The sequence below is a fragment of the Vibrio sp. OPT18 genome (genome assembly GCF_015163615.1).
Taxonomy (GTDB): Bacteria; Pseudomonadota; Gammaproteobacteria; order Enterobacterales; family Vibrionaceae; genus Vibrio; species Vibrio coralliirubri.
The window spans coordinates 37,732-60,202 of record NZ_JADDYK010000016.1 but is presented as its reverse complement, the minus strand read 5'-3'; the positions used below and the strand labels follow the sequence as shown (position 1 = coordinate 60,202).

Here is a 22,471-nt window from a genome sequence, read left to right as displayed (position 1 = left end):
TTTCACGACAAGAAATGACGATGCAGAGTCGAATTTATATCGATACCTATTATAATCCAGTAAGAAGACATGGGACTCTAGGTGGAGTGAGTCCCATGGACTTTGAACTAATAAACTAAACCCCTGTGTCTACTTTTTAGGGGCCATATCATATCTCGTATCTCGTATCTCGTATCTCGTATCTCGTATCTCGTATCTCGTATCTCGTATCTCGTATCTCGTATCTCGTATCTCGTATCTCGTATCTCGTATCTCGTAGAAGCATAAAAAAGCCCCAACACGAATGTCGAGGCTAAAGTATCTTTATTTATGTTCTAGCAGAGTACTCGCTGCGCGCTACTCGTCGTTGTTTTCAGCAAACTTAGATGGTGACATACCAAAGTGGTGCTTAAACCTTTGACTGAAATAAGAAGGGTCATTGAAGCCCGAATCAAACGCCACATCAGAGATCTTCTCTCCAGCGAGTAAGCGCTCACACGCATGCTCTAGACGTACTTCATTCAAGTGCTCTTTGAAGGTCTTATTGTAAGCCGATTTAAAGCGTCTCTGTAAGCTTCTCTCAGACATAAACAAATACTTAGCGGCAGTTGCAGTACTGAACTCGGCATCAGCGTAGTTTTCACTCACAAGCTGCGACACTCTGTTCTTCCACTCTTGTTCTGCTGTCAGTTTTTGTTGCTCCGGCGTTGAAGCGGCAAGCTTAATAGTTTCAATTTGTTCAATTGTGCTGGCTTCAAGATTGTCGAGTACTTGATACTCAATTGGCCACGAAAGCTGAACCTTATTTTGAGACTCCGAAACAAAGGCATTAAGCTCGCCACCGCTCTGATTCATCAATAGCGGCAGCTTTTCGATGTTAAGGTCGGTCGACTTTCCGGTATTGTCACCCATGCTTGATGCCAGTTTAGGGAAAGGCATCCCATGATCTCGAATGGTCACAACAAGATGCTCCTTAACCTCTTCAACCAGAACTACCATACTCTGCGACTTAAAGTTTCTCTTGATGATGCTCGCAACCAAGCTATTGAAGATAATATCGAGATTAAAATACAGCAACGAGACATATCGTTGTTTTGTTTCGACTTTAATATCCAGTTCAATACCAGCTTTGGCTAAATCATCCTGCCAAGCTTTGAGTACCGCTTCTAAGATTAAAATTATATCGTAACAAACTTGCCCTTCTCCTTGAGGGGTATTGCTCAATTGAGATAAGCCATTTTTCAAGGTTAGAATTGGCGACTTCCCATGCTCGTCATTCCAATTCGGGATCATCGCAGCAATATGATTCACTTCAGAAGAGAGTTCATTGGCAGTATGAGACACAAGCGCATTCTTAACGGATAGCTGCTTTTTAAGCTGTTGATTAGTCGCGAGTAATATCCGGCTTTGGTGCCTCAATTGATCCGTCTTCAGTGCAACTTGCGCTTTTAAGTGCCTGTTGGCAAAAGTGACATAACGCGAACGCCAAAAGACTAAGATAGTCACAACGCCAATCAGTAATATCAGAGAGCTTGCTGCGGCCCAATTGGTCAGATACCAAGGCTCCGCAATCGAGAAGCTTTGATTGGTTGACACAAAGCGATAATGGGAGTCTTTAACCGGCTTCACTTCAAGTGTGTAATCCCCAGGAAGAAGATGGTCGAGCGTTAACAAGCCCCCTTCAAACTCACTCCATGGTTCATCGTCGCTCAGTCGATATTCCATCGCTGGTGCGAACGTTGCTGGTAAGATGCCCAGCTTAAACCCCATCGATGAGCCATAAGGAATCTCATCCAGTTCAGCCGTTTTCCCGCCAAGTGACACCGTTTGTTGGTCGACACTTATTTTACTCAACAAGGCACGGCTATGAGGTGTGGTTGATACCAGTAACTCGTTAGACAACGCGCTGACTACGCCATACTTTGAGCCGAAAACAAGCCTCGAAGGTTGGCTCTCTTCACTGTAAAACAGAGCACACGCTCCTGCCGCCAGTTCATTGGTGATCAAACCAAATGGCGAACCGATGTGTTTATGCAGTTGCCCATCCAATCCGTAATAACTGATGCCTTTCGAAGAGCCTAACCAAACACCATTGTCATCGCTTATCAGGCAGTTGGGGCTAATATTGTCTTCAACAAGAGTGATTTCTTGAATAATAGAGCTGTCATCCGGGATTCGATACACGCCATAACTGCTAGCAAACCACTGCGCTCCATCCTTCGCTTTTTCAATATCGACGACTTTGCCAAACCGTTCGCTTGAACGACTAAAGCTAATTCGTTTATCAATGAACGAGTAGAAACCATGGTCTGTTCCTATATAGATGCGACCTAGCAAGCCGACATTGAGAGCGGTGATCTTCGCAGGCAAGAACTTGTCGACTAACCAGTCAGTGCCATAACTCGTCAGTTTCATGGTTTCGATAGATAACGAATACAGGTTTTGCCCAGAGGTCATCCAAAGAACGTTATCGGCTTGAAGTGCAAAGTTTTCAACGTGTACTCCCTTAATCGGCCTTGGTAAATCAAGGGCTTCGGGTTGTAGCGTTTCCGTATTTAGACTGATGATGCCTTGTTCGGTCGCCAACCAAATGGAAGAGCCAAAGATCTCAAAATCATTAACAGGGTTAGAGTAAACACGAATTGGGTTCTCTTCACTTTCAGAATCAACTAAGTAGAGCCCCATTGAAGACGCGACCCAAGATAACTGGTCACTGACAGGCACTACTTTATTGATCACCACACTACTCGAATGCATGCCCATTCCAGTTAGGGGGGTTCTCGAGAAGGTCTTACTGAATAGTGAGAAATATCGGATACCGTTGTTTGTCGCAATCCACATGCCACCAGCATGATCGTTTATCAACGAATATATTTTCTCACCCGGTAACGAGAAGTCTTGATTAGCGGCTTGTTCGAATCGAGTAATTTGTCCCGTAATAAAGTTGTAGCTAATAAGGCCGTGCTCTGTACCAATCCAATACTGGTTCGAAGTTTCGGCCAGCGAGAGAACATGCGACCCTTTAACGATGGTCTCTTTATCTGGGTTCGCGAGATCTACAATCACAGCGCCATTTAAAGTACCGATCACTAACTCACGTCGAGCATTCGAAAAATAAACCGTCTCAATATGGTTTTTGTCGGATGCGGTGACATGGGTAAACTCTTGATTCTCTGAAAGGTAAACGCCAGAACTGGTCGCTAGCACCCACTTTGATAGCACCCACTCAGCGTCGTTAATCGCAATGTCACTGCTGTTATTGTATCGGTACAGTTTGAGTAGAGAGTAGGTGTTGAATTCTAAAGATTGAGTGTTGTAGGTATAGAAATTACTGCCATCAGTGACCCAAATATAATCGCCCGATGCACCGATATTGGTTATTTCAGCGCCGGGACTTAGGCTAAACGCCAATTCGTTGCCAATTCCAGGGTTATGTCGATACACCTCGTTATCGAAAAATGTCCAAAACTCATCGTTCAGAAACGCGACTCTTTCCGAAGAAAATTGCAGTAAGCTACCCTTGCGAGGGAATAGAGTTCGGCCGTCGTAAAAGAGTACTTTTCCATGTACATCATGAACCCAGAGCCCGCCTCCGGCACCTAAGTACAAGTTTTTAGCCGCAAGGAAATTCCCTTGCGCTTGAACGGGCAAAGGATAAAAAACGGAGGGTGAGGTATTTACCGCTAGAACGCTAAATGAAATGCTCATTAAGATGAACATTTTGAAGATAATTCGATACAACTCTTAATCCTGAACAGCAACAACGCATGAAATTTTGGGCACCACAACGTCTTATCGTTGCTTAACCAAAAACTGAGTTTTTTTGTGCTTATTATTATCTTTCTATTTTAGCGGAAATTAGAAAAGGAGAAAGGAGGTTTGCTATTTGTTGGGAGGTTTTATCTTAGCGGTCACGAAAATGCCGCAAAAAGCGGCATGATTCATAAATTAACGAGAGCAAAGTAGAGTAAAGAATACTCGTTATGAATTACTTCCCGCTTAAGCAACTTGTGTAGCTGTCTGTAAGTTGCTGAAGAAAATCGAAATAACTTCCACTCTTCACTTCAACCGTTGAACCGATAGGATCAAGCTGGCCTTGCTTAGCGTTACTTCCGCGAGTCACTGATTCAATCACAGCGGGAGTAAATTGAGGCTCTGAGAATACACATTGAACATTGTCGCGTACTAGCGTTTTCTTAATAGCGATCAGGCTTTTTGCACCCGGTTTACGCTCTGGGCTCACCGTGAAATGGCCTAAGTTATTCAGTTCAAACTCTTGCTCAAAGTAACCATACGCATCGTGGAATACGTAGTAACCTTTGTCTTTCACTGGCGCAAGTTGTTCATGAATGGACTGCTGCTTTTCTTTCAAGGCGAGCAGGAAAGAATCTAGGTTTTCTTGATACGCCATTGCGTTATCAGGGTCAGATTCAATCAACTTTGCTGAGATATATTTTGCGGCTACTTCAACTTGATCGATACCTAACCAAAAATGCGGGTCATGGCTACCGTGATTATGTCCTTCATGAGAATCGTGGTCATCATGTCCGAATTCTCGCAAGTTAATTCCTGGAATCTCACTGATCTTGATAACGTTTTCTTTTGAACCAATCACCTTAGTCAAAAAAGCTTCTAGGTCAGGACCAAACCAGATAACCATATCAGCACTGTGAACTTTTTTGACATCAGATGGCTTAAGCGCATAATCGTGCGGCGAAGCATTGCTGTTCATTAGCACATCCGGTTCACTAACGCCCTGCGTTAATTCCGTCACAATCATTTGAATTGGTTTAAAGCTTGTTAGAATAGTATTGGCACTTGCGACACTTGGCGCTAAAAGCAAAGTAGCAAGTATAAAAGATGAACGTGACATAATCCCTCGATAATAGAAAAGTAGCTTAGGCTTGAGGTAAATGTTACATTATAACATTAGCGAATTGCAAATGAGTTCTATTCATGGATAACTTAATCCAACTAAATTCTGTGAGCGTCGAATTTGACGGTCGAAAAGTTCTAGACAACATCTCTCTAAATTTAGAGCGCGGCAGAATCACCACCCTGATTGGGCCAAACGGTGCAGGAAAGTCGACATTAGTAAAAGTGGTACTGGGTCTACAGACCAAATTTTCAGGCACAATAACAAAAGCTAAAAAACTGAAAATTGGCTATGTACCACAAAAATTAAAGCTCAATGACTCACTACCGCTCAACGTAGAGCGTTTTCTAAAGCTCACTGGCAAGTTCAGTCAGCAAGAAATCCTTGAAGCATTGAAGCTCGTTGGTGCTGAACATCTGCAGAAGAGTAACATGCACCAGCTATCCGGCGGTGAAAACCAACGTGTGCTCATTGCTCGTTCATTGTTAAGAAGACCAGACCTACTGGTTCTCGATGAACCGGCTCAAGGCGTCGACGTTCAAGGGCAAATTGACCTGTATGACTTGATTGACACCATTCGTCACCGCTTTGGTTGTGCCGTATTTATGGTTTCGCACGATCTGCATTTAGTGATGGCAAAAACAGACGATGTTATCTGTTTGCACCACCACATCTGTTGTTCAGGCGCACCTGCAGACATCAAACACCATCCTTCGTATATTGCGCTCTTTGGCACCGCGACCCAAGAGACGCTAGCGTTTTATCATCACCAACACGAACATCACCATCATGATCTCGCAGGCCAACCAGTAACGGGCGGCGCGCATGAATGTTCAAACCATAAACACGGACACCACTAATGCTTGAGTTTCTTCTTCCCTCTATTTTGGCGGGTTTGGGTATTGCACTAATTGCAGGCCCACTAGGTTCGTTCGTGGTGTGGCGTAAGATGGCTTACTTTGGTGACACGCTTGCTCACGCTTCTTTGATGGGCTTAGCACTTGGCTTTCTGTTCAACATTAACTTGTATTTCGCGCTGCTGATTTGTTGTTTGATGCTGGCCGTGTTGCTAGTGACTTTACAAAAACAAAAGTTGGTCGCGACCGATACCCTACTCGGTATTTTGGCGCACAGTGCGCTATCACTTGGTTTGGTTGCTGTCAGTTTCTTAGATAACGTTCGTGTTGACCTAATGAGCTACCTATTTGGTGACTTGCTAGCAGTATCTCCAACGGATCTAGTGTTCATCTATGCGGGTGCTGCTGTGATTGGATTGGTGCTTGCTATCTTTTGGCGACCACTACTATCAACGACGGTTAACGAAGATCTCGCGGCGGTTGATGGCATCAACATTGATTTAATGCGTCTGATTCTGATGCTATTGGTCGGTATCGTGATTGCTGTCGGCATGAAGTTTGTTGGCGCGTTAATCATGACATCGCTACTGATCATCCCAGCAGCTACAGCAAGGAAATTCGCGAATACACCCGAGCAAATGGCCTTCCTTGCATCAATTATTGGCTCTATCGCAGTCTTCGGAGGGCTAAGCTTGTCTTGGTTCTATGACACGCCAGCTGGCCCGTCTGTGGTTATCAGTGCGGCAGCAATGTTTATGCTATCTCAAATGGTTAGGAGCCGAGCTTAGCACTTAGCAGTACGATCTCGTATCTCGTATCTCGTATCTCGTATCTCGTATCCCGAGAACATAAAAAAGGCTTGGTCAGTGACCAAGCCTTTTTAATATCGTTCAGTTAACTTCTATCTCAATCGATAAAAGCCAGCTGATTACCAACCCGTGATTTCACGTAGGCCTTTACCGATGTCAGCAAGAGACTTAACAGTCTTAACGCCTGCTGCTTCTAGTGCTGCGAATTTATCTTCAGCAGTACCTTTACCGCCAGAGATGATTGCGCCTGCGTGGCCCATACGTTTGCCCGGAGGAGCAGTAACACCAGCGATGTAAGATACAACTGGCTTAGTTACGTTTGCTTTGATGAACTCAGCCGCTTCTTCTTCCGCAGTACCACCGATTTCACCAATCATTACGATTGCTTCAGTTTCTGGGTCTTCTTGGAAAAGTTTCAAGATATCAATGAAGTTTGAACCTGGGATAGGGTCACCACCGATACCAACACATGTAGACTGACCAAAGCCTTCATCTGTTGTTTGCTTAACTGCTTCGTACGTCAGAGTACCGCTGCGAGATACGATACCTACTTTACCCTTCTTGTGGATATGACCAGGCATGATACCAATCTTACACTCGTCTGGAGTGATAAGACCTGGACAGTTAGGACCGATCATGCGAACGCCAGTTTCTTCTAGCTTCACTTTAACGTCGATCATATCTGTTGTAGGGATACCTTCAGTGATCGTTACGATCAGTTCGATACCTGCATCAATCGCTTCTAGGATTGCATCTTTACAGAAAGGAGCTGGTACGTAGATAACTGTTGCTGTTGCGCCAGTAACTTCTACCGCTTCACGTACTGTGTTGAATACTGGAAGGCCTAGGTGAGTTTGACCACCTTTACCAGGTGAAACACCACCAACCATTTGCGTACCGTATGCGATAGCTTGGTCTGAGTGGAATGTACCTTGACCGCCAGTGAAACCCTGACAGATTACTTTAGTGTCTTTGTTAATTAATACAGACATTATTTAGCCTCCGCAGCAGCAACAACTTTCTGAGCAGCATCTGTTAGAGATTCAGCTGCAATGATATCAACATCAGAATTAGCAAGTACTTCGCGACCTAGGTCTGCGTTTGTACCTTCTAGACGAACAACTACAGGAACTGTTACGCCGACTTCTTTAACTGCACCGATAATACCTTCAGCGATCATGTCACAACGAACGATGCCACCGAAAATGTTTACGAGTACTGCTTTAACATTGTCATCAGAAAGGATGATCTTGAATGCTTCAGCTACACGCTCTTTGGTCGCGCCGCCGCCTACATCAAGGAAGTTTGCTGGCTTGCCGCCGTGTAGGTTTACGATATCCATCGTACCCATTGCAAGGCCTGCACCGTTAACCATACAGCCAACGTTGCCATCTAGTGCTACGTAGTTCAGTTCCCACTGTGCTGCGTGTGCTTCGCGCTCATCTTCTTGAGATGGATCGTGCATTTCACGCAGTTTTGGCTGACGGTACATTGCGTTTGAGTCAATGTTGATCTTGCCGTCAAGACAAAGCAGGTTGCCTTCACCAGTAATTACAAGCGGGTTGATTTCTAGTAGAGCTAGGTCGTACTGAGAGAACATTTGGCCAAGACCCATGAAGATCTTAACGAACTGTTTGATTTGATCGCCAACTAGACCAAGTTTGAACGCCAGTTCACGGCCTTGGTAAGCTTGAGGGCCTACTAGAGGATCGATCGCTGATTGGTGAATCAACTCTGGAGTTTCTTCAGCGATTTTCTCAATGTCCACACCGCCTTCAGTTGACGCCATGAATACAATTTTACGCGTTGCGCGGTCAACAACAGCACCTAGGTAAAGTTCATTAGCAATGTTTGATGCTTCTTCAACTAGGATCTTTGTTACAGGCTGACCATTAGCGTCTGTTTGGTAAGTCACTAGGTTTTTACCTAGCCACTTTTGTGCAAACTCTTTAACGCCTTCTTTGGTGTCATGTAGCTCTACGCCGCCCGCTTTACCGCGACCACCAGCGTGTACTTGACACTTAACGACTTTCTTGGCTGTACTGATACGACCTGCAGCTTCGAAAGCTTCTTGTGCAGTATCACATGCGAAACCTTCTGGTACAGGCAAACCGAATTCTGCAAACAGCTGTTTGGCTTGGTATTCATGCAAATTCATTTTGATATTCCGTTTATTTTCCCTTAAGGGATTATTATTTCCATAACGACACAGTTTCCTGTGTTACGTCTGTAGGGTCTTCTCAAATCAACTGCTGTCCATTTTCTAATGGCTTTACAGTTCAATTGAAGGCCAGACGTTGAGCAGCCTAGCCTTTGAAACTTTTTACGTCTAGCTAACGGGGTTAACTAGACGTTTTAGCGATACTAAACGTCTAATAGCAGACGTGCAGGATCTTCTAGAAGCTCTTTGATGGTCACTAGGAAGCCAACTGATTCACGGCCATCGATTAGACGGTGGTCGTAAGAAAGCGCTAGGTACATCATTGGTAGAATCTCTACCTTGCCATCAACAGCCATAGGACGGTCTTGGATTTTGTGCATACCCAAAATTGCCGCTTGAGGCGGGTTGATGATTGGCGTAGACATTAGAGAACCAAATACACCACCGTTTGTGATAGTGAAGTTACCGCCCATCAGTTCATCAACCGTTAGCTTGCCGTCACGGCCTTTGATTGCTAGCTCTTTGATGCCTTTTTCGATATCAGCGAAACCTAGTGTGTCACAGTCTTTCAGTACTGGAGTCACTAGGCCACGTGGCGTAGATACCGCCATGCTGATGTCGAAGTAGTTGTGGTAAACGATATCTGTACCATCAATAGAAGCGTTCACTTCTGGGAAACGCTTCAGTGCTTCTGTTACTGCTTTCACGTAGAAAGACATGAAGCCAAGACGCGTATCGTGACGCTTCTCGAATTGGTCTTTGTACTGCTTACGAAGGTCCATGATTGGCTTCATGTTCACTTCGTTGAAAGTCGTCAGCATTGCTGTGCTGTTTTTCGCCTCTAGAAGACGGTTAGCCACTGTCTTACGTAGGCGAGTCATAGGCACGCGTTTTTGGCTGCGAGCCGCTGCTGGCGCTTCAACTGCTGGTGCAGATGCTGCTGCCGGAGCCGCTTTCGCTGCTGCTAAGTGTGCATCGATGTCTTCACGAGTAATACGACCACCAACACCAGTGCCTTTAACGTCAGCTGGTTGTAGGTTGTGCTCAGCAAGCAGGCGACGAACAGCAGGGCTTAGTGCGTCGTTGTTCTCTTCTGTTAGCGCAGCTTTATGGCGCTTATCAGGAGATGCTTCTGTATCTTCAGTGGTGTCTTTCGTTGGTTCACCCGCGATAGCACCCGGCTTGATTTTAGCCAGAAGCTGCTTAGAAAGTACCGTAGCACCCTCTTCTTCGATGATAGCTTCCAGAACACCCGCTTCAGGAGCCGGTACTTCTAGAACTACTTTATCTGTTTCGATATCTACAATGACTTCATCACGTGCAACCGCTTCGCCCGGTTTTTTGTGCCAAGTAGCAACTGTTGCATCAGCCACAGATTCAGGTAAATCTGGAACCAGAATTTCAATTGTCATGTGCGTATTTTCCTTTTACTTCTAGTTCTTAAGTAGGGTCAAAGCGTCGTCAACTAACGCTTTTTGTTGTTTCAAGTGTACTGACATATAGCCAACAGCTGGTGATGCTGATGCAGGACGACCTGCGTATTGAATATCAGCACCTACTGGGATAGCAGCTCGGAAATTATGTTGGCTACTGTACCAAGCACCTTGGTTCTGTGGCTCTTCTTGACACCAAACGTAATCGACTACATTTGTGTATTGTGCGATGGCAGCTCTCACGTCCTCGTAAGGGAACGGGTAAAGTTGCTCAATACGTACAATAGCAACATCGTCTTGCTCGTTCTTACGTCTTTGGTCAAGCAGGTCAAAGTAAACCTTACCTGAACAGAATACGACGCGTTTTACGTTCTCAGGCGCCAGATCATCAATTTCTGCGATAGCTGGTTGGAACGTGCCTTCTGCCAAATCTTCAAGAGAAGAAGTACACAGAGGGTGACGAAGCAATGACTTAGGTGACATTACAATCAGTGGACGACGCATTGGTCGAACAACCTGACGGCGAATCATGTGGTAAACCTGTGCCGGTGTTGAAGGAACAACAACCTGCATGTTTTGTTCAGCACATAACTGAAGGTAACGCTCAAGACGTGCAGAAGAGTGCTCTGGGCCCTGGCCTTCATAACCGTGAGGAAGCAGCATAGTTAGACCACATAGACGTGCCCACTTTTGCTCACCTGATGAAATGAATTGGTCGATAACAACTTGTGCACCGTTTGCGAAGTCACCAAATTGTGCTTCCCAAAGGGTTAGACCGCTTGGCTCTGCTGTTGCGTAACCATACTCAAATGCGAGTACCGCTTCTTCAGATAACACCGAGTCAAACACTTGGAATGGCCCTTGTTTATCATGAATGTTCGCAAGAGGAACATACGTGCTTGCATCTGATTGATTGTGCAGTACTGAGTGACGGTGGAAGAACGTACCACGACCTGAATCTTGGCCTGAGATACGAATACGCTTACCGTCGTCAACAAGTGTTGCGTAAGCCAGAGTTTCAGCCATACCCCAATCGACTTGTTTCTCACCATTCACCATGGCAGTACGATCGTTGTACAGTTTATTTACTCGGCTTTGCAGCTTGTGGCTGTCTGGGTATTGGCAAAGTTTGGTACCAAGCTCTTTCAGGCGCTCGATATCAATCTTGTTATCCCACTCGATGTTCCAGTCGTGACCCAGGTAAGGAGACCAGTCTACTGAGTGAAGTGCCATTGGACGCCACTCTTTAACCACAACTTCACCGTGATCAAGTGCATCACGATATTCGTTAACTAGCTGAGTTGCTGTATCAATACCAAACTCACCTCGCTCCATTAGCACGTCAGCGTAAAGCTTACGTGGTGTTGGGTGCTTTTTGATTTTTTGGTACATCAAAGGCTGTGTTGCATTCGGCTCATCGGCTTCATTGTGACCGTGGCGACGGTAACAAACCAAATCAATAACAACATCACGCTTAAACGTATTACGGTAATCCAATGCAAGACGCGCAACGAACGCTACCGCTTCTGGATCATCAGAGTTAACGTGGAAAATCGGAGCCTGAACCATCTTCGCGATATCGGTACAGTACATCGTAGAGCGTGTATCGCGAGGGTTAGACGTTGTAAAACCAACTTGGTTGTTTACAACGATACGAACCGTACCACCAACACAGAAACCACGCGCTTGAGACATGTTAAACGTCTCTTGTACTACACCCTGACCAGCGATAGCTGAGTCACCGTGGATAGTAATTGGAAGTACACGGCTACCATCATTATCACCTAGGCGATCTTGACGTGCACGTACTGAACCGATAACTACCGGGTTTACGATTTCTAAGTGAGATGGGTTAAATGCTAGTGCTAAGTGAACGTTGCCGCCTGGCGTTGCGAAGTCCGCAGAGAAGCCTTGGTGGTATTTCACATCACCCGTACCCCACGTGTCATCGTGCTTGCCCGCAAACTCGTCAAACAGGTCTTGTGGCTTTTTACCAAGCACGTTGACCAACATGTTTAGACGACCACGGTGAGCCATACCAACAACAACTTCACGCATGCCTTGTCCGCCAGCATGACGAATAATTTCTTTCGTCATTGGGATAAGAGCATCACCACCTTCCAACGAGAAGCGTTTTGCGCCTGGGAATTTCGCACCAAGATAGCGCTCAAGACCTTCAGCAGCAGTTAGCTCTTCTAGGAAAGCTTGCTTTTCTTCTTTGTTGAAAGAGGGTTGACCAGATACAGACTCTAAACGTTGTTGGATCCAACGCTTTTGCTCTGTATTTGTCATGTGCATGTATTCAGCACCAATAGAGCCACAATAAGTTTGCTTTAGAGATTTGTAGAGATCTTTAAGCACCATCGTCTCTTGGCCAATGGCGTAAGAGCCGACGTTAAACGTCTCATTGAGGTCATCTTCGGTAAGAGTGTGGAAAGAAGGGTCCAGTTCATCAACTGTCGCTCTTTTCCATAAACCTAGGGGGTCTAGATTTGCTGCTTGATGCCCTCGGAATCGATAGGCATTAATAAGTTGCAGAACCTTTACTTGTTTCGCATCGACATCTGGATCACTAACTTGGACACTGTAATGCTTTGTTTCTTGAGCGAGTCGACGGAAGTATTCACGAACACGAGAGTGTGGTTGTTCCACTGTCTCTGAAGCTTGCACAGGCAGTTCTTCAAAAACACTTCTCCATTCGTCACTTACCGAATCTGGGTCACTTAGATACAGTTCATAGAGTTCTTCTACGTACGTTGCATTGGCGCCAGCCAAGTGTGAAGACTCGAGCCATGCCTTCATCACGCCGTTGTGCATATTTTCCCTTAACCAGTAGTTTTCACGTTTGCTGCGGTCTATGCCGAGCTATTAAAAGGCCGCCCCAAAACTTCTAGGGCGGCAATTTTTATATAACTTAAACCGAACGATTCACTAGCATGGTCTTGATGTGACCAATAGCTTTCGTCGGATTTAATCCCTTAGGACAAACACTTACACAATTCATGATGCCATGGCAACGAAAAACGCTAAATGCATCATCAAGATCGGACAAACGTTCGTCTGTCGCTGTATCTCGGCTATCAATTAGCCAACGGTACGCTGCAAGCAGGCCTGCTGGTCCGATGAATTTGTCAGGGTTCCACCAGAATGATGGGCATGACGTTGTACAACATGCACACATGATACATTCGTACAATCCATCTAAATGAGCACGCTCATCAGGGCTTTGTAAGTTTTCACGCGCCGGTGGCACATTGCCATCAGACACTAAGAATGGCTTCACTTTTTCGTAGTTATCGTAGAACTGAGTCATGTCTACAATCAGGTCACGAACAACGGGTAAGCCAGGCAGTGGACGAATCACAATCTTGTCTTGGCCAGAAAGCGCAGACAATGGCGTGATACACGCTAGGCCATTCTTACCGTTCATGTTCAAACCATCCGAGCCACATACACCTTCACGGCATGAGCGACGGAATGAGATTGTTGGATCTTGCTCTTTCAACAGAATAAGCGCGTCCAAAAGCATCATGTCTGAACCTTCATCCACTTCTAGAGTGTATTCCTTCATATAAGGCTTCTGGTCGACATCTGGATTGTAACGGTATAAAGAGAAATTCAGTTTCATGGTCATATCTCCTTAGTACGTACGTGCTTTTGGTGGGAACGCTTCACGATGGATAGGTTCCATGTTTACACCACGCTTAGTCATGCTCTCTGACTCTGGGTTGTAAAGTGAGTGGCATAGCCATTGCTCATCATCACGGTCAGGGAAATCGAATCGAGCGTGTGCGCCACGGCTCTCTGTACGGAAGTTTGCAGCAACAGCCGTTGCGAATGCCGTTTCCATCAAGTTTTCAAGCTCTAGACACTCAATACGTTGAGTGTTGAACTCTGTAGACTTATCAGATAGGTGTGCATTTTTCAGACGCTCACGAATCGCTTTTAGCTCTTCTAGGCCTTCAGCCATTGCTTTGCCTTCACGGAATACCGAGAAGTTGTTCTGCATACATTGCTGAAGATCTTTACGGATTTGCGCTGGATCTTCGCCGTCTGTGCTGTTTTCCCAACGGTTGTAACGCTCTAGTGAACGTTCAATGTCGGCTTCAGTTGCAGGTTTCGCTTCGTCTTGCTTCTTCAGTGTCTCACCTAGGTGTAGACCTGTCGCACGACCAAATACCACTAAATCAAGCAGTGAGTTACCACCTAGACGGTTAGCACCATGTACTGATACTGATGCAATTTCACCACAAGCAAATAGACCTTGGATTTCAACATCGCTGCCGTCTTCAGTTTGCTTAATAGCTTGACCAGAAACTTGTGTTGGAACACCACCCATCATGTAGTGACATGTCGGGATTACTGGGATTGGCTCTTTCACTGGATCAACGTGAGCAAAGGTACGAGAAAGTTCACATACGCCAGGAAGACGAGATTCAAGTGTCTCTTTACCTAGGTGATCAAGCTTAAGCTTAATGTGTGGACCCCAAGGGCCATCGCAACCGCGACCTTCACGAATTTCAACCATCATTGAACGAGCAACAACATCACGCCCCGCTAAGTCTTTAGCATTTGGTGCATAACGTTCCATGAAGCGTTCGCCGTCTTTATTGAGAAGGTAACCACCTTCACCACGACAACCTTCCGTTACCAATACACCTGCACCAGCGATACCCGTTGGGTGGAACTGCCACATTTCGATGTCTTGCATAGGAACGCCAGCACGAATCGCCATACCAACACCGTCACCAGTATTAATGTGTGCATTGGTTGTTGATGCGTAGATACGACCAGCACCACCAGTAGCAAGGATTGTTGCCTTCGCTTTGAAGTAACAAACCTCTCCCGTTTCCATACAAAGCGCAGTAGTACCTAAGATTGCACCATCTTCGTTTTTAACAAGATCCAGTGCATACCACTCAGAGAAAACGGTCGTTTTGTGTTTGATGTTTTGTTGGTAAAGCGTGTGAAGCAGAGCGTGACCAGTACGGTCGGCTGCAGCTGCGGTACGAGCCGCTTGCTCACCACCAAAGTTTTTAGATTGACCACCGAAAGGACGCTGGTAAATAGTACCGTTCTCAAAACGAGAGAAAGGTAGGCCCATTTTTTCAAGTTCGATTACCGACTCAGGACCGTTTTTACACATGTATTCGATAGCGTCTTGGTCACCGATGTAATCAGAACCTTTTACTGTGTCATACATGTGTTGTTCCCAATGGTCTTCATGCGCGTTACCAAGAGCAACAGTGATGCCGCCTTGCGCTGAAACCGTATGAGAACGAGTAGGGAAAACTTTAGAAAGCAATGCACAAGAAAGGCCTTGCTCAGAAATTTGCAGTGCGGCACGCATACCTGCACCACCAGCGCCGATCACTACGGCATCAAACTCACGAACAGGAATAGTCACTTACGCACCCCACAAAATAAACAGACCAGAGAAGAAATATCCAAGAAGAACTGCAACAACACCGACTTGAAGACCAACACGCAGTTTTGCGCATTTGATGTAGTCAGTTAGTACTTGCCATAAGCCGATCCACGCGTGAACCAAAACAGAAGTAAGCGCTAACATGGTGAAGACTTTAGTGAAGGTTCCACCAAAGAATTGCGTCCAAGATGCGTAAGAGATATCACCAGAGAAAGCACAGAAGCTAACTAGGTAGATAGTGTAAAGCGTCATAATGATGGCAGTAGCACGAATCAATAGATAATCGTGGACACCATTACGACCAAAAGTAGAAACGTTGTTTACCATACTAAGATCCCCGCTAGTAGAGACAATACCGCTGTTGCTGCGAATGCAACCTTAGCGCTCTTAGCGCCAGATTCCAGCTCTTCAAAGTGACCAAGGTCCATAAGAAGGTGACGAATACCACCAGCAATGTGGTAAGCCAAAGCGGTTAAAATGCCCCACAGAATAAACTTCACGAAGAAACCATCGACAATGTCGCTAGCTTCGGCAAAGCCTACTGGGGATGAGAGGGAAATGGATAGTAACCAAAGCAAAATTCCAATCGCGACAAAAGTTATCACCCCAGACACACGGTGTAGGATGGAAGCTATTGCTGTGATTGGAAAGTGGATGGTCTGTAAATCTAAATTAACAGGTCTTGTCTTTCTTTCTTTCACGGGCTTGCTCACTCAGCTCCATTGAGCATTATGGTCATTAAATAACCTTATGATATTGTTATGGACAAAATTTGATTGCAAACCTTCAAAATTTAACATTAACTTAACAAATAACTGAAGTTGAGCCTTAGATAATTGTAAAATAATTGTTAACTGCTCGATTAAGAAAGACACCTCACATTTCTTCTTAGCCTTGCATTTATAAGGTTTTAACCAAACTTTTCAGCGCCACTATACGGCTGGCAACATTCTAATACAATTGATGTAACAAATAATGCTACACAGACCAGATTTTTAACGAATTTAATGTAAAAAACACTAACAAGTGCACACAAAGCTTCAGAAAAATTGACTTTCCCACGTAAGACCAGTAAAAAAATGGCACATAAACATCCTGGACGGATTAAATAATAAACAAAGGAGATTGTTATGGCGGATAAGAAAGCTACCCTTCACATTGAAGGTCAAGCGCCAATCGAGCTGCCGATTACAGAAGGTGTACTTGGTACTCCAGTGATCGATGTTCGTACACTAGGTTCTAATGGTTTTTTCACTTTTGACCCTGGTTTTCTTGCCACTGCATCCTGTGAGTCTCAAATCACTTTTATTGACGGTGGAAAAGGTATTCTTTTACATCGTGGTTATCCAATCGACCAACTTGCCAATAACGCTGATTACTTAGAAGTGTGTTACATACTTCTTTACGGTGAAGCCCCATCTCGAACTGAGTACGAAAAGTTCAAGACTACCGTGACACGTCACACTATGGTGCATGAGCAAATCGCTAGTTTCTTCCACGGCTTCCGTCGTGACGCTCACCCTATGGCTGTAATGTGTGGTGTTGTAGGCGCTCTAGCGGCGTTCTACCACGACTCACTTGATGTCAACAACGATACACACCGTGAAATTGCGGCATACCGCCTGATTTCAAAAATGCCAACACTGGCTGCAATGTGTTACAAATATTCAATCGGTCAGCCGTTTATCTACCCACGTAACGACCTAGGCTACGCAGAAAACTTCTTACACATGATGTTTGCAAACCCATGTGAAGAGTATGAAGTGAACCCTATCGTTGCTCGTGCGATGGATAAAATCTTTACTCTACACGCTGACCACGAACAGAACGCTTCTACGTCTACAGTGCGTCTTGCTGGTTCATCTGGTGCTAACCCGTTTGCGTGTATCGCAGCAGGTATCGCATCACTTTGGGGCCCAGCTCACGGCGGTGCAAACGAAGCTTGTCTGCGCATGCTTGAAGAGATCGGTAGCGTAGATAACATTGAAGAATACGTTGCGAAAGCAAAAGACAAAGATGACCCATTCCGTTTGATGGGCTTCGGTCACCGTGTTTACAAGAACTACGATCCACGTGCAACAGTAATGCGCGAAGCGTGTCACGAAGTACTTAAAGAGCTAAACATCCAAGATCCACTACTAGACGTAGCTATGGAACTTGAGCGTATCGCTCTTTCTGATGAGTACTTTGTTTCTAAGAAGCTATACCCGAACGTAGATTTCTACTCAGGTATCATTCTGAAAGCAATCGGTATTCCAGTATCTATGTTTACTGTAATCTTCGCGATGTCTCGTACCATCGGTTGGATTGCACACTGGAACGAAATGCACAGCGATCCGACGAACCGTATCGGTCGTCCTCGTCAGCTATATACTGGTGAAGAACAACGTGACTTTAAAGCACTTCACGAACGTGAATAGTTGCTATAAATCATAATGTTAAAAGGGGTTAATGTGAGAACATCAACCCCTTTTCTTTTGTACGCTCTCAACTCCATCATCCTCAAGAGTGCGAAGTGAACGAATAAAATAATATCGTCATCCCCAAGAACGAGGGACGAGTGAGTTGGGGATCTCAATCAGTTTATAGAGAACCTTGAGAGATTCCCTACTCCTTCCTCCGTCAGTCTAGGGAATGACGAATTACTTATGAACTCTCTAAGTTGAGTCCATTAAAGTTCTAATTAGCCCGCCTAATCGAAGGATACAAATTTATAGTTACTCGTCATCCTCAAGAGCGAGGAACGAGCGAGTTGGGGATCTCCTTAAGCGAGCAGATCAACTCTACAGGTTACCTGCTCAATTCTAGAAAATGATGCATACTCTCGACTCGTATCCCTCATCTCGCAACTTCTCTTATACCGGATTATCGATATCAATAAACTCAACATCCAAGCCATGCTCTTTCGCTAACCATTCACCTAACGCTTTTACACCGTATCGCTCAGTCGCGTGGTGACCAGCAGCAAAATAATGAATGTCTTGCTCGCGTGCTGAGTAAGTAGTGCGCTCTGAAATTTCACCAGAGATGAACGCATCAATACCTTGAGAAGCCGCTAGCTCAATGTAATCTTGACCACCACCAGTACACCAACCGACAGTCGTAATCATTTTGTCTTGGTTTTCTGGTGCGATATGCAGTGGTTTACGATTCAGAACTTGATCGATTTTTGCTGCAAATTCAGTACCTGTCATTGGCGCTTTTAATTTACCAAACATAGCAACCGATTGTGGATGCCCTTCCAAACCGCCTTCGACTTCTATCTCAAGTAACTCTGCCAATTTTGCGTTGTTGCCAAGTTCAGGGTGGATATCAAGCGGCAAGTGATAACCTAAAAGGTTTATGTCATTTTTAATCAGGGTACGAATACGCTTGCCCTTCATGCCACGAATCGCTTCTGACTCGCCTTTCCAGAAAAAGCCATGATGGACTAACAAAGCGTCTGCGTTCAGTTCTACCGCTTTATCAATCAAGGCTTGAGAAGCTGTCACACCAGTAACGATTCGCTTCACTTCTGTTGCGCCTTCAACTTGAAGACCGTTAGGACAGTAATCTTTAATCTGCTGTGGCTGCAGTTTTTCGTTAAGTAGCTTTTCTAATTGTAAGTTATTCATTTTTCTTTCCAGCTTACCTTTATAATAACGTCGTTATATCAATTTACGGGTAGAATGTCGAAAGCCCCACGATGAGTTTATGAGGAAGAGATGACAGCACTGCAACGTTTTTACCAATGGGTCATCGACTCACCGCCATTACTAGAAATCAAGCCACCAGTTTCGGACCTTAGTGCATTCTCTAGCCACCATGCCATCGACTCATCACATACTTATAATGGTAATCCTAGATTAGGTTTCCTCTACCAACATCTATGTGAACAAGTGATCACTGCGTCACCGAATTACTCGATTAAGCACGATGAGATTCAGATCAATGTGGAGGGTAGAACTCTCGGTGCAATCGACTTTATTCTTGAAGAAGAGAGCAGCCAAAAGCTAGAACATTGGGAAGTAGCGATTAAGTTCTATCTGCTCCACGAACAAACATGGTTTGGCCCCAACTCTCACGACCAATTGGATAAGAAACTCGACAGGATGCTCAGCCACCAACTCGAAATGTCCTCTTCTGCCGCCTTTGTTGAGCAATATCCAGAGATCGATGTCGACTCAAAGCACTTATTGATGCAAGGTCGCCTATATACCAACCCATTCTTAGAGCAAAACGTACCTACTGCATGTTTGGGCTACGACATTAACTCGAGCCAAGTTAACGGGTTTTGGTGCTATCAAGACCAAGTTCATCTAATCACTGAAGCGCTCTACCCTCTCACCAAAGAGCAATGGGCAGCTGGTACGGATGACTTCAGCAGTCAGCCTATCACCGAGTTCGGTGATCGCTTCGTCCATGGGCAAACAAAGTCGGGGCAATTCTGGTTTGTGATGCCGCAAAGCTGGCCACACGGTTAGTCGTCTGAGCTAACTCAGTTACCTTTCCCAATTATACGAAACCAACACAAATAAAAAGGGTTGATGCTTTCACATCAACCCTTCTTCTATTTACGTAGCAACTCTAGTAATCGAGATTCGATTATAGGCCAGCGGCTGCAAATACTTGGTTAACAATCTCTTGAGCTTCTGCTTCGATTGCTTTCAGGTGCTCTTCACCCTTAAAGCTTTCACAGTAGATCTTGTAGATGTCTTCAGTGCCAGATGGACGAGCAGCAAACCAGCCGTTCTCAGTTGTCACTTTCAGGCCACCAATCGCAGCACCATTACCTAGAGCGTGTGTTAAGCGTGCAGTAATTGCATCACCAGCCAGCGTCTCAGCAGAAACCATCTCTGGAGATAGCTTTTTAAGCACGTCTTTTTGTGCGCCATTTGCTACCGCTTGAATACGGTTGTACTTAGATTCACCGTGTTTAGCGGCAAGTTCTTCGTAGTATTCTTGTGGGTTCTTACCTGTCACAGCAGTGATCTCAGCCGCAAGTAGGCAAAGAATCAGGCCATCTTTATCTGTTGACCAAGGCGTACCGTCTTTACGTAGGAAAGAAGCACCTGCGCTCTCTTCGCCACCAAAACCAAACTGGCCGTTGTATAGACCATCAACGAACCATTTGAAACCAACTGGCACTTCACAAAGTTCGCGACCTAAGTCAGCAACAACACGGTCAATCAATGCGCTTGATACCAGTGTCTTACCAACAGCAACGTCTTTACCCCAACCTTCACGGTTACGATATAGGTAATCAATACAAACCGCTAAGAAGTGGTTTGGATTCATCAAACCTTTAGGTGTCACGATACCGTGGCGATCGTAATCTGGGTCGTTACCAAACGCTAGAGCGTACTCGTCTTTAAGCGCCAGTAAGCCTGCCATTGCGTATGGAGAAGAACAGTCCATACGAACCACGCCATCTTTATCTAGAGACATGAATTGGAATGAAGGGTCAACCGCTTCACTTACCAGAGTAAGATCTAGATTGTACGCTTTACCAATTTGACGCCAGTAATCAATACCGCTGCCACCTAGTGGATCAACACCAATCTTGATGTTTGCTTTCTGGATCGCTTCCATATCCACAACGTTAACCAAATCAGCAACGTATGGCGCGACTAGGTCAACTTCTTTTACTAGCTCAGACTGTTTAGCCTGTGCGATAGGCGTACGCTTAACACCTTGCATTTGCTCAGCAATGATCACGTTCGCACGGTCTTCAATCGCTTGAGTCAGTTCAGCTTCAGCTGGGCCACCGTGTGTCGGGTTGTATTTAATACCGCCGTCTTGAGGTGGGTTATGTGAAGGCGTGATAACAATGCCGTCGGCTTTTTTATCATTCACTAGGTTGTGCGTAAGAATCGCGTGCGAGATACCAGGTGTTGGAGTAAAACCGTTGTTTTCTTGAATAATAACTTCAACACCGTTCGCTACAAGCACTTCGATAACCGTAGAGAACGCAGGCTCAGATAGAGCGTGAGTATCTTTACCTAAGAAAAGAGGGCCAGTTGTACCTTGCTCGGCACGAACTTCAGCAACCGCTTGTGCAATTGCTAGAATGTGGTTTTCGTTAAATGTTGATTTGTCTGCTGTACCGCGGTGACCTGAAGTACCGAAAAGTACTTTATGATCTGGGTTCGTAGCATCCGGTTGCTGTAAGAAATAGTTAGCAACTAAAGCCGGGATATTATGAAGATCTTCCTGCTGAGCTTTCTGCCCAGCACGAGGGTGCATAGCCATTTTCGACATCCTTATATATAAAATTTAAAAACAAAAAAACCTCATAATATCTTCTTATCCATGGATATTATGAGGTTTAAATCAGATTTCGTTAAATTGAACCTGTTACTTTTTCTATCAATTCTGCTTGGAAACTCATGCGACTCATAAGCTGCTCAACCATCTGTCTTTTTCGGCTTGTATTGTTATTAGTAATAACCCAAAAAGGACTTTGTGGAATAGCTTTAGGCTTAGTCGTGTTGCCGTTTGCTAGCAACGTCGCTTCGTTATCTGCAAAGTAAACGCGCTTACGGCCTTTTACTTGAGTTGCTTCTGAAAAGCTTAAAGGGTCGATTTTATGCAGTGTTGATAACACAAGCATGAAACGATCAATGGCTTTCTTTAGTGATGCAAACTCATCTGATATTAGTAGTGAGCGCATTTCTTTAACGCCATCGAACTTCTCTGGAGTAAAGCCTACCTCTTTGCTAACAACGATACCTTTTGGCTCAACGATCTCTTCGATCGGAGCCATGCCTTGGCTATCAACCTGTAACAAGCGGCGCAGAATATCTGAAGCGCTTTCGCCAATACGTTCTGTCTGACCCGCAATAAAACGGTATAGGTCCTCATCAACCTCAATTGTTTTCATTCGCTTTTCACAATCTCAATGTTTAAACTCTGGGGGATTATAGCGAGATCCGCGCGGATACTCTAC

General features: G+C 45.0%; 18 protein-coding genes. 5 read left to right on the top strand and 13 right to left on the bottom strand.

What is annotated here, in order from left to right; translation table 11 throughout:
• Nucleotides 1-14 precede the first annotated feature (14 nt).
• Nucleotides 15-119, top strand: coding sequence for a hypothetical protein (locus IQQ51_RS27945; RefSeq protein ID WP_416222597.1), 105 nt, complete (start codon nucleotides 15-17; stop codon nucleotides 117-119).
• 217 nt (nucleotides 120-336) lie between these two features.
• On the opposite strand, the gene IQQ51_RS01710 is transcribed toward IQQ51_RS27945, so the two are convergent.
• Entirely contained in the window at nucleotides 337-3,699 is a 3,363-nt protein-coding gene (locus tag IQQ51_RS01710) for a helix-turn-helix domain-containing protein (protein ID WP_228012638.1), read from the bottom strand.
• Between the two features lie 268 nt (nucleotides 3,700-3,967).
• Nucleotides 3,968-4,852 carry a zinc ABC transporter substrate-binding protein ZnuA gene (gene znuA, locus IQQ51_RS01705; RefSeq protein ID WP_048617863.1) on the bottom strand — a complete coding sequence of 295 codons (885 nt, stop codon included), beginning with the start codon at nucleotides 4,850-4,852 and terminating at the stop codon, nucleotides 3,968-3,970.
• A gap of 83 nt (nucleotides 4,853-4,935) precedes the next feature.
• On the opposite strand from znuA, the gene znuC reads away from it, so the two are divergent.
• Together znuC and znuB are read left to right on the top strand one after the other, a co-directional pair.
• Nucleotides 4,936-5,715 (top strand): zinc ABC transporter ATP-binding protein ZnuC, encoded by a 780-nt coding sequence (gene znuC, locus IQQ51_RS01700; protein WP_193840190.1) that lies wholly within the window; start codon nucleotides 4,936-4,938, stop codon nucleotides 5,713-5,715.
• Nucleotides 5,715-6,500 (top strand): zinc ABC transporter permease subunit ZnuB, encoded by a 786-nt coding sequence (gene znuB, locus IQQ51_RS01695; protein WP_052878943.1) that lies wholly within the window; start codon nucleotides 5,715-5,717, stop codon nucleotides 6,498-6,500. Before znuC ends, znuB begins: the two co-directional genes overlap by 1 nt.
• Nucleotides 6,501-6,640: 140 nt before the next feature.
• On the opposite strand, the gene sucD is transcribed toward znuB, so the two are convergent.
• The 8 genes from sucD to sdhC form a co-directional block, all read right to left on the bottom strand.
• A complete protein-coding gene (sucD, locus tag IQQ51_RS01690) occupies nucleotides 6,641-7,513 on the bottom strand; it encodes a succinate--CoA ligase subunit alpha (protein WP_004734209.1) in 873 nt (290 codons plus the stop codon).
• Nucleotides 7,513-8,679: an ADP-forming succinate--CoA ligase subunit beta gene (sucC, locus tag IQQ51_RS01685; protein ID WP_010436793.1), complete on the bottom strand. Its 1,167-nt coding sequence runs from the start codon at nucleotides 8,677-8,679 to the stop codon at nucleotides 7,513-7,515. Before sucC ends, sucD begins: the two co-directional genes overlap by 1 nt.
• A gap of 206 nt (nucleotides 8,680-8,885) precedes the next feature.
• Nucleotides 8,886-10,094: a 2-oxoglutarate dehydrogenase complex dihydrolipoyllysine-residue succinyltransferase gene (odhB, locus tag IQQ51_RS01680; RefSeq protein WP_193840189.1), complete on the bottom strand. Its 1,209-nt coding sequence runs from the start codon at nucleotides 10,092-10,094 to the stop codon at nucleotides 8,886-8,888.
• 21 nt (nucleotides 10,095-10,115) lie between these two features.
• Nucleotides 10,116-12,932: a 2-oxoglutarate dehydrogenase E1 component gene (gene sucA / locus IQQ51_RS01675; RefSeq protein ID WP_017061946.1), complete on the bottom strand. Its 2,817-nt coding sequence runs from the start codon at nucleotides 12,930-12,932 to the stop codon at nucleotides 10,116-10,118.
• A gap of 97 nt (nucleotides 12,933-13,029) precedes the next feature.
• A complete protein-coding gene (locus IQQ51_RS01670) occupies nucleotides 13,030-13,743 on the bottom strand; it encodes a succinate dehydrogenase iron-sulfur subunit (RefSeq protein ID WP_010436773.1) in 714 nt (237 codons plus the stop codon).
• Between the two features lie 12 nt (nucleotides 13,744-13,755).
• Complete coding sequence (sdhA, locus tag IQQ51_RS01665) at nucleotides 13,756-15,522, bottom strand: succinate dehydrogenase flavoprotein subunit (RefSeq protein ID WP_048606450.1); 1,767 nt, start codon at nucleotides 15,520-15,522, stop codon at nucleotides 13,756-13,758.
• Nucleotides 15,523-15,870 carry a succinate dehydrogenase, hydrophobic membrane anchor protein gene (gene sdhD, locus IQQ51_RS01660; RefSeq protein ID WP_010436768.1) on the bottom strand — a complete coding sequence of 116 codons (348 nt, stop codon included), beginning with the start codon at nucleotides 15,868-15,870 and terminating at the stop codon, nucleotides 15,523-15,525.
• Nucleotides 15,864-16,256: a succinate dehydrogenase cytochrome b556 subunit gene (gene sdhC, locus IQQ51_RS01655; RefSeq protein WP_017061948.1), complete on the bottom strand. Its 393-nt coding sequence runs from the start codon at nucleotides 16,254-16,256 to the stop codon at nucleotides 15,864-15,866. The genes sdhD and sdhC overlap by 7 nt, the downstream gene beginning before the upstream one ends.
• Before the next feature lie 417 nt (nucleotides 16,257-16,673).
• Between sdhC and IQQ51_RS01650 the strand changes: the two genes are divergently transcribed.
• Nucleotides 16,674-17,963, top strand: a complete 1,290-nt coding sequence (locus IQQ51_RS01650; protein WP_048617859.1) for a citrate synthase — start codon at nucleotides 16,674-16,676, stop codon at nucleotides 17,961-17,963.
• 435 nt (nucleotides 17,964-18,398) lie between these two features.
• On the opposite strand, the gene IQQ51_RS01645 is transcribed toward IQQ51_RS01650, so the two are convergent.
• A complete protein-coding gene (locus IQQ51_RS01645) occupies nucleotides 18,399-19,157 on the bottom strand; it encodes a Nif3-like dinuclear metal center hexameric protein (RefSeq protein WP_048606455.1) in 759 nt (252 codons plus the stop codon).
• Nucleotides 19,158-19,247: 90 nt separating this feature from the next.
• Between IQQ51_RS01645 and IQQ51_RS01640 the strand changes: the two genes are divergently transcribed.
• A complete protein-coding gene (locus tag IQQ51_RS01640; protein ID WP_193840188.1) occupies nucleotides 19,248-20,006 on the top strand; it encodes a DUF1853 family protein in 759 nt (252 codons plus the stop codon).
• 121 nt (nucleotides 20,007-20,127) lie between these two features.
• Here the strand turns inward: IQQ51_RS01640 and pgm are convergent, their stop codons facing one another.
• The gene (gene pgm, locus IQQ51_RS01635; RefSeq protein WP_193840187.1) at nucleotides 20,128-21,774 is read right to left on the bottom strand and encodes a phosphoglucomutase (alpha-D-glucose-1,6-bisphosphate-dependent); all 1,647 of its coding nucleotides are present in this window, start codon (nucleotides 21,772-21,774) and stop codon (nucleotides 20,128-20,130) included.
• 91 nt (nucleotides 21,775-21,865) lie between these two features.
• Nucleotides 21,866-22,405, bottom strand: coding sequence for a replication initiation negative regulator SeqA (gene seqA / locus IQQ51_RS01630; RefSeq protein WP_019820493.1), 540 nt, complete (start codon nucleotides 22,403-22,405; stop codon nucleotides 21,866-21,868).
• Nucleotides 22,406-22,471: the final 66 nt, after the last annotated feature.